An 8,425-nucleotide genomic window follows, 5' to 3' on the forward strand; every position below is an offset into this window, starting at 1 on the left:
CTCCTCGCGCGACCGGCCACCGGGGCCTCGTCGTTGGGGTAGGGCTGCCGGCGCCTGGGCGAGGTTCCACCGCGGAAGCCCGAGAATTGCCTGGGGACCCGGTCTGTGCAGCGGCTAGCATCCCCGGATGCGCACCCTTCCCTCGTCCCTCGACCCCGCGGTGGTCGCCTCGATCGACGACCGCCTCGAGACCCTCGTGGTGACCGAGCACGTGGCGATCCCGTGGGCGGTCGAGAGCGGGAGCCGGGCGTGGGGCTTCCCCTCGCCGGACAGCGACTACGACTGCCGGTTCGTCTACGTCCGCGCTCCCGAGGACTACCTCGGGCCGTGGCCGCGCCGCGACGTCCTGGAGACCCCGCTCGACGACGTCCTCGACGTCAACGGGTGGGACCTCGTCAAGGCGGTGCAGCTCCTGGTGAAGGGGAACGCGACGATCGTCGAGTGGTTGGAGTCGGGGATCGTGTACCGCGGCGACGAGGGCTTCCGGGACGGTCTGCGGGCGCTCGCCTCCGACGTGGTCGACCGTGACGCCCTGGTCCGGCACTACGTGCACCTGGGCCGTGGCCAGCGCGAACGGTGGGAGGGCAGCGAGGTCTCGCTCAAGAAGGTCTTCTACGCGCTGAGGCCCGCCGCGGTGCTGCGCTGGCTGCGTGCCCACCCGGACGCAAGCAGCCCGCCGCTCGACCTGCGCACCCTGCTCGCGCAGGGAGAGACCTCGACGGCCTTGCAGGACGCCGTCGGGGAGCTCGTCGCGCTCAAGGCCGTGACCCGCGAGATGGGGACAGGGGCGGCCGGCGCCGTGATCGGCCGGTTCGTGACGGAGGAGCTCGAGCTCGCGCACGACGGATCGGGCAGCCCAGGGGAGCGGTCTTCCCGGGCCGAGGCGCGCGAGCGCGCCGAGGACTACTTCAGGGCGGCGGTCATGACGTTCGGGCGAGGCACCGTTCTCGCCGGGTGACCACTTCGGGGCACCGTGGTGCCCTTGTCAGGCCCCGAGCGCCAGGTGCACCGCGAGCGCGAGGATCACCAGGCCGCCCACGGCAGCGGTGACGCGCTGGCCGGTGTCGTTCGTCAGGGCGCGACCGAGCACCGCGCCACCACCGGCGACGAGCATCTGCCAGCTCGCGGACGCGACGAACGCCGCGAGCACGAAGACCGCTCGTTCCGCGCCCGTCGCGTCAGGGCTCAGGGCGCCACCGGCCACGAGGACGGCGAAGTAGATCACGGTCGCGGGGTTGACCAGGGTGAGGCCGAGCAGCGTCGCATAGGCGCGCACGGGAGTGGTGTCGCCGGTTGCCGGACGGGGCGTGGCGCCGTCGGGCAGGACGCGCTGGAGCGCAGGGCGGAACGTGCGCCACGCGAGGAAGGCGAGGACCGCGACCGACGCCCAGGTGAGCGGCGTGCGGACGGCCGCGACGAGCGGGGCGACGACCGCCCCCGCGACGACCGCGACCGTCGCGTAGATGCCGTCGGCCGTCGCGGTGCCGAGGCCCGCGGCCGCGCCGACCGTGAACCGGGTGCGCGCGGTGAGCGTCACGAGGTAGACGGCGATCGCGCCCACCGGGATGGCGATCGCATAGCCCGCGACGAGCCCGGCGACCAGCGCGCCCGTCATGGCACCGGGTGCGGTCGCCGGGGCCGGAGCTCCTGCTGCCTGCCCGCTGGTCGCGTGGTCGCGGCGGGCAGCGGCAGGGCGAGGGGCGTCGTCGGCATGGATCGAGGATCGCGCGCAGGGCGGGGGAGGTCAAGGGATATCGCCTCGCCGCGCGAGGTCCGGCACCCGGTCGGACCGGCGCGCACAGGCGTGTCGGGCGCGCGGCCAGCGCCGCGGGACGTCAGCCGAGGAGGGCTGCGGCGGCCACGGCCCCCACCAGGGCTCCGAGCACGAGACCCGTCACGACCTCGCGGCGAGAATGGTCGCGCACTGCGAGGCGGGAGAGCCCGACGACGACGGCAACGGCCAGGAGCCCGGCCGCGAGCCACCACGACAGGGCCGTCGAGACGCCGGCAGCGACCGAGAACACGGCCGTGTGCACCGATGCGCGCACGAACGGCGTGACCAGTGCGATCGCCACGATCCCCGCGAGGTAGGCCGCGAGGAGCCGGGGGAGCAGGGGCGGGGCCCCGACGAGGTGCAGGACGAGGATCGCCGAGACCTCGATGACGACGAGCCCCGCGAAGACCACGAGGCGCTGGGCCCTCGGGCGCACGTGACGGGACTCCAGGACCTGGGCCCGCGCGAGCCCGTGGACGAACAGGTAGGGCAGCCCGCCGCAGAGCAGGACCGCGAGCACGACGTAGGGCGCGCCGCCGAGACCGGGCGACGCGTACAGGGCTGCAGCCAGGACGAGCGCCGCGACCGTGTAGCCCGGCGCGAGGACCTCCGTCACGAGGACGGCCCAGCGGGGCGGGGTGGCGACGGAGGCTTCGGTCGGCGCCGTCATCGCAGCTCCTGCTCGGGGCCGAGGACGCCCGCGAGCACGATCGCGCGCTTCTCGCTCGTCTGCTCGCGGAACGCCCTGCCCAGGTGACGCAGGGCGTGGTCGTCCTCTGCCCAGGCGCTCCAGTCCGCGGGGACGTCCGGTCGCTCGTCCATGCCGCGCCGGGTCGCGGCGACGTCGATCTGCAGTGCCCGCAGCACGGGCTCGGGGGCCTCGCCGACCAGCGACCGGACCTGCGCGGCGTCGCGCGGGGCCGAGTACCTGGCCAGGGTCGCGAGCGCGTCCATGATCTCGATGGTCCGGTGGTACTCGGCGACCTCGGGTCGCACTGCCGGAAGGCGGGACTCTGCGACGGCGTCGACCAGGTGGGCGTGCAGGGCGCCCAGGTCGGCCTGTCGTCGTCGCCGGGTCCGCGCGGCCGAGAGCAGGTGGCCCATGATCCCGAGCGTGAGCAGGATGCTCGACGCCGCGATCAGGTACCGCGTCCGGATGCCGAGCAACCGGTACTGCTCGATCGCCCCCGGCTCCTGCAGGACGATGTTGACGGCGCTCAGCAGCGCCCACAGGACACCCACGAACGCGCCCGCGGCCGCGAGGTCCATGCCCCAGCGGTCGCTGCGAGGACGGTCCTGCCTGTTCCGGACGGTCGAGACGCCGAACGTCGCGGTGGCCCAGAGGAACGCCCCGTAGTACGCGGCCCAGTACAGGGCCATCCAGGGCTTGCCGCCGGTCTGCAGGTCGAAGTCCTGCCGCTCCCACGGGCCGTTGAGCGCGTAGACGAGAACGAGCACGCCGACGACACCGACGATCCCCGTGGCGAGGTACGCCGGACGAGGCCGACGCCCCTGGGTGCCCTGGACCCACGCGGCGATGCACAGGCAGCCGGCGACGAGCAGCGCGTGCTTGGCGAGCTCGTGGGCGCCCGCGGGCGCGTGCTCGAGCAGGAACGACTCGACCTGGGCGATGCGCAGCGCCGAGGCCGCGGCCACGAGCGCGAGCCCCCAGGTCAGGGCGTAGTCCCCGCGGTGCTGCGAGCGGTGGCGCAGGGCCGTCCAGAGCGCGGCCCCGGCGAAGAGCGCGCAGGCGACCAGGGTCACCGGTACCGCTCCATGCCGGCGAGACGGTGGGCGACGCCGCCCGTGGCCTCGATCGACATCATGAGCTCGCTCGCGATCGACTCGGCGCGGTGCTCGACCGGGTCCTCGTACCGGTTGCGGCGCTGGGGCCCGGGAGCCGGGGCGTCCGGGTCGTCGCACGCGTCGAGGATGTGGACCAGCTCGTGCGCGATGATGTGGTGCCGGTGGCGCTCGGAGAGCGTCGCCTCGGAGTTGACGATGATCTTCTCGCCGTCGGGCATGCTGAGCCACATCCCCGAGATCCCCTCGCCGAGCGGGCCGTCGACGACGTCGATGGGTCGCTCGCGCAGGGCTGCGATGATGCGCCGGGCGTCGTCGATGCTGCGGGCTCGGTCGAGTCCTGCCGCGGTCAGGCGGGTGCGATGGTCGTTCACGACTCGTCGACGGGATCGACGGCCGGGAGCGACTGCATCCGGCGCATCTGGTCCAGGAGCTGGGTCACGGCGCGGACGTTCTCCGCGGACAGACCCTCGGCGCGCAGCGCGAAGGCCTCGACGCCGTGGTCGTTGAGAGCGAGCCGCAGCTCCTTCTTGGGGTCCTCGCCGGTGTCGAGGAGGTCCTTGGGCTCGACGCCGAAGTACGCCGCGAGGCCCTCGATGATGCGCAGCGAGGGGGAGGTGCGGTGCCCGCCGCGGAGCGCGCTGAGGTAGGCCTCCTTGACGGCGTAGCCGTGCTCGGTCATCCAGCTTGCGACCTCGCGGTTGGTCGCGCCGCGTCCGGCACGCTGTCGGGTCGCGAAGAGCTCGTTGAGTCGGTGCTGAAAGGCGCGGCTGAGCCGCTCGCCCGGCGGGTTCTCGTGTGTCGTCACCTCTTGATTGTCCCAGGACCGAGCGGGTGCTGGTGGCATTGCGCAGCGAGAGATTCCTCCGGCCCGACGGCGACGGCTCGCCGCAGGCGGCCGGGCGTCGCACGGTCCTGGGCTGGGGGGACGCACGTGGGGTGCGGACGAGGAGCGGGGACGCGGTCCGTGACGATGTGGTGCAGTTCACATGAGAGCTCTCTCATCTGGCGGCACTTCGACCTCGGTGCCACTTTGCCGTCAGTAGAGTACGGGTGTCGTCGCTCGAGACGGTCGAGGCCTTGGGGGTCGTGCGTCCCGTCCGAGCGCGCCCGCGCGGCGCTTCCGGGGGAGCAGGGGGTCCCCGGAAGACGCCGCTGTCGGTTGGGCGCGAGCTCCCGCGGCGGCTGCCTGGCCCGTGTCCAGGCAGCGAACCCTGCCGCCGTCCCCACCAGTGCTGTCGTCGCGCGGCCGTGCGCCCGGCTCTGCTCGACCCGCTCCGTGGGGCGACAGTTTGTGCGCCAGAACCGACAGGTTATGCAAAGCGGCTCGGTGCCCCGTCGAGCGTGGGCTGTGATGAGTTCGTTACCAGTCGCCCTCGGGCGCCACCCACCGTCGTCGGGCGTCGCAGCCCCGCGCGGAGGTGGTCGCGACCCGGGACGTCGTCCACGCCGTGCCCGCACCGAGGGTGAGGGCGAGCGGCCTCGTCCCCGCGACAGCTCGTGGACAGTCGAAGGAGACACGCAGGTGGACAGACCGAACGGCATCAGGGAGACGCGCGTGCTCAGGTCGTGGAACGACTTCTCGGAGAGGCGTCCGGCCTTCGCGCAGTTCGTCGTCTTCTCGCTCCTGAGCACCGGGATGACCGTGCTCCAGCTGGCGCTCATGCCGCTGATCAAGTGGATCTTCACCATGACACCGCTCGTGGAGCAGTCGTTCCAGGCGTTCGCGGTGAGCACGAACGCCGACGGCTCGACGTTCTACATCTTCGACTACGCGGCGGGGGCGCTGCCGGACGGCGGCGGAGGGCTCGCCTACTTCCTGGCGGTGCAGATCACGCTGCTCGTCGCCCAGGTCATCAACTTCTTCGCCCAGCGCAACATCACGTTCAAGTCCCGCACGAACATCTGGCGCGCAGCGGCCTGGTACACGGTCGCGTACGTCGTCATCACCTTCGCCGCCGCGGCGCTCCAAGGGTTCTACAAGGACCCGATCTACCAGTTCATGGTCGACCGCTGGGGCAGCACCGGGGAGGCCGGGGCCGACGTCGTCACGATGATCGTCAACGCGCTGATCTCGGTCGTCGTGTACTTCCCGATCCTCAAGATCATCTTCAGGCAGGAGCCCGGCACGGGCGGTGACGGCGACGCCGGCCCGGTGCCGGACGCCGTCGGGCAGGTCCCCGCCCACGCGAGATAGACCCGACCCGGAGGCCAGGTCGTCGCGGGCCGTCCGGGCGACCAGGCGAGACAGAACCACACCAGTACACCCGCGAGCCGCACACGTGCCGCGGGGCGAACGGAAGCAGACCATGACGGAAGAACTGACGACGCTCGAGAAGGCCGCACTCCTGAGCGGGGAGAGCGTCTGGGAGACACGTGCGGTACCGCGGCACGGGATCCGGACGCTGTGGCTGTCCGACGGGCCTCATGGCGTCCGCAAGCAGACGGGCTCGGCCGACCACCTCGGTCTCGGCGCCTCGCAGCCCGCGACCTGCTTCCCGACCGCGGCCACGGTCGCCAACAGCTGGGACCCCGAGCTCGCGCGGTCCGTGGGCGAGGCGCTCGGTGCCGAGGCCGCCGACCAGGGGGTCGACGTGCTCCTCGGCCCGGGGCTCAACGTCAAGCGCAGCCCGCTGTGCGGGCGCAACTTCGAGTACTTCTCCGAGGACCCGTTGCTCTCGGGGCGACTCGCGGCAGGCTACGTGCGCGGCATCCAGTCGCGCGGTGTCGCGGCCTGCCCCAAGCACTTCGCGGCCAACAGCCAGGAGCTGCGCCGCATGACGAGCGACTCCGTGGTCGACGAGCGGACGCTGCGCGAGATCTACCTGACGGGCTTCGAGGTCGTCGTCCGTGAGTCCGCGCCCTACTCGATCATGTCGAGCTACAACCTGCTCAACGGCACGTACGCCAACGAGAACCCGTTCCTGCTCCAGCAGGTCCTGCGCGACGAGTGGGGGTTCGACGGCGCAGTCGTGACGGACTGGGGCGGCGGCAACGACGCGGTCGAGGCCGTGCGTCGGGGCGGCACGCTCGAGATGCCGTCGCCCGGGCTCGACTCCGCGGCGCGGATCGTGGCCGCGGTCGGCCGCGGCGACCTCGACATGACCGACCTCGACGCGCGGGTCGAGGAGCTGAAGGTCCTCGTGAGCCGGATCGGGGGAGCCGGCCGCGAGGTCGACCCGGACGCCCACCACGAGCTCGCGCGCACGGCGGCCGAGCAGAGCGCCGTGCTGCTGCGCAACGAGGACCACGTCCTGCCGCTCGCCGCGGGCACCCGGGTCGCGGTCGTGGGTGACTTCGCCTCGACGCCTCGCTACCAGGGGGCCGGGTCCTCGGTCGTCAACCCGACCCGGCTCACGACGGCGCTCGACGCGCTCGCAGGCTCCGACCTCGAGGTCGTCGCGACCGCGCAGGGCTTCACGCGCGGTGGGGCGTCGGACCCGACCCTCGTCGCCGAGGCCGTCGACGCGGCCAGGTCGGCCGACGTCGTCCTGCTCTACCTGGGGCTCGACGAGATCAGCGAGTCCGAGGGCCAGGACCGCTCGCACCTGCGGCTCCCCTCGAGCCAGGTCGAGCTCCTGGCACGGATCTCCTCGGTCACGAGCCGGATCGTCGTCGTCCTCAGCGCGGGGTCGGTCGTCGAGGTGCCCTGGCTCTCGCAGTGCTCCGCCCTGGTCCACGGCTACCTCGGCGGGCAGGGCGGTGCCGAGGCCGTGGTCCGGGTGCTGACCGGTGCGGTGAACCCGTCCGGTCGCCTCGCGGAGACGTACCCCGTCAGGCTCGAGGACACCCCGACCTACCGCTACTACCCGGGCGAAGGGGTCGACGCCGAGTACCGCGAGGGCCCCTACGTCGGGTACCGCTACTACTCGAGCGTCGGCGCGCCGGTGGCGTTCCCGTTCGGGTTCGGGCTGAGCTACACGACGTTCGCGTACGCGGACCTCGAGGTCGACGCCGAGGGCGTGACGTTCACCCTGACCAACACGGGGGACGTCGCGGGAGCCGAGGTCGCGCAGCTGTACGTGGGGCGGCGGGGGACCGACGGCGTGCACCGCCCTGTGCGCGAGCTCAAGGGCTTCGCGAAGGTCCACCTCGAGCCGGGGGAGTCGCAGCGTGTGCGCATCGCGTTCGACCGGTTCACCTTCCGGCACTTCTCGACGGCGACGGGAACCTGGGAGACCGAGGGCGGCACGTGGACCCTCGAGGTCGGGTCCGACGTCGAGACCGTGCTGCTCTCGGCCGAGCACGTCCTGACCGGGACAGCCCCCGGGGCCACGGTCCCGGCCGTGCCGCAGCAGTACCGGACCGGTGAGGTCACCGACGTGCCCGACGACGCGTTCGCCTCCCTCCTGGGGCGCCCGCTGGCCGCGCGGGGCCGGGCGACCGGACCGCTCGGGGTCAACAGCCCCCTGTCGGACCTGGAGCACGCGCGCAGCCCCCTGGCCCGGGTCGCCTACCGTGAGCTGGCGCGACGGATCGCTCGCGCCGAGGCCAAGGGCACCCCTGACCTCAACCTGCTGTTCCTGCGCGGGATGCCGTTCCGTGCCATCGCGAAGATGACCAACGGTGCCGTGAGCATGGACATGGCCGCCGCACTCGTCACGATCGTCAACGGCCGCTTCTTCCGGGGCACCGGAGACCTGGTCTCGGCGTTCCTCCGGAACCGGCGGAGCACCCGCCGGATGCGCGCCGAGCTGGCCCGCCGGTGAGCGGCGTGAGCGGGGCGGACCCCGCGTCGGCCCGGACGCCGTCCGGGGGGCGGTCGTCGTTGTTCGGTCGGTTGCGTGGGTGGTGGTCGGGGTTCGTGGAGCGTCGGCCGGGGTTGGCTCAGTTCTTGGTGTTCTTCGT

The 8,425-nt window shown here is 72.7% G+C and carries 8 protein-coding genes; 3 read left to right on the forward strand and 5 right to left on the reverse strand.

Features of this window, described 5'->3' with window-relative positions; all coding sequences use genetic code 11:
• The first annotated feature begins 127 nt into the window (after nucleotides 1-127).
• Entirely contained in the window at nucleotides 128-958 is an 831-nt protein-coding gene (locus ACFWFR_RS14640) for a DNA polymerase beta superfamily protein (protein ID WP_377623434.1), read from the forward strand.
• Between the two features lie 27 nt (nucleotides 959-985).
• Here the strand turns inward: ACFWFR_RS14640 and ACFWFR_RS14645 are convergent, their stop codons facing one another.
• The 5 genes from ACFWFR_RS14645 to ACFWFR_RS14665 all read right to left on the reverse strand — a co-directional run bounded on the left by ACFWFR_RS14645 (nucleotide 986) and on the right by ACFWFR_RS14665 (nucleotide 4,385).
• Nucleotides 986-1,615, reverse strand: coding sequence for a LysE/ArgO family amino acid transporter (locus ACFWFR_RS14645; RefSeq protein ID WP_377623435.1), 630 nt, complete (start codon nucleotides 1,613-1,615; stop codon nucleotides 986-988).
• A 220-nt stretch (nucleotides 1,616-1,835) separates the two neighbouring features.
• Entirely contained in the window at nucleotides 1,836-2,444 is a 609-nt protein-coding gene (locus tag ACFWFR_RS14650) for a hypothetical protein (protein WP_377623436.1), read from the reverse strand.
• Nucleotides 2,441-3,538, reverse strand: coding sequence for a hypothetical protein (locus tag ACFWFR_RS14655; protein ID WP_377623437.1), 1,098 nt, complete (start codon nucleotides 3,536-3,538; stop codon nucleotides 2,441-2,443). The genes ACFWFR_RS14650 and ACFWFR_RS14655 overlap by 4 nt, the downstream gene beginning before the upstream one ends.
• Nucleotides 3,535-3,951 carry a hypothetical protein gene (locus ACFWFR_RS14660; protein WP_377616982.1) on the reverse strand — a complete coding sequence of 139 codons (417 nt, stop codon included), beginning with the start codon at nucleotides 3,949-3,951 and terminating at the stop codon, nucleotides 3,535-3,537. The genes ACFWFR_RS14655 and ACFWFR_RS14660 overlap by 4 nt, the downstream gene beginning before the upstream one ends.
• Complete coding sequence (locus ACFWFR_RS14665) at nucleotides 3,948-4,385, reverse strand: hypothetical protein (protein WP_056646858.1); 438 nt, start codon at nucleotides 4,383-4,385, stop codon at nucleotides 3,948-3,950. Before ACFWFR_RS14665 ends, ACFWFR_RS14660 begins: the two co-directional genes overlap by 4 nt.
• A 717-nt stretch (nucleotides 4,386-5,102) precedes the next feature.
• Between ACFWFR_RS14665 and ACFWFR_RS14670 the strand changes: the two genes are divergently transcribed.
• Together ACFWFR_RS14670 and ACFWFR_RS14675 are read left to right on the forward strand one after the other, a co-directional pair.
• Nucleotides 5,103-5,774 (forward strand): hypothetical protein, encoded by a 672-nt coding sequence (locus ACFWFR_RS14670; protein WP_377623438.1) that lies wholly within the window; start codon nucleotides 5,103-5,105, stop codon nucleotides 5,772-5,774.
• 112 nt (nucleotides 5,775-5,886) lie between these two features.
• Complete coding sequence (locus ACFWFR_RS14675; RefSeq protein ID WP_377623439.1) at nucleotides 5,887-8,286, forward strand: glycoside hydrolase family 3 C-terminal domain-containing protein; 2,400 nt, start codon at nucleotides 5,887-5,889, stop codon at nucleotides 8,284-8,286.
• Nucleotides 8,287-8,425: the final 139 nt, after the last annotated feature.

Origin of the sequence: Oerskovia sp. NPDC060287 (assembly GCF_042726775.1) — a bacterium.
GTDB lineage: Bacteria > Actinomycetota > Actinomycetes > Actinomycetales > Cellulomonadaceae > Oerskovia > Oerskovia merdavium.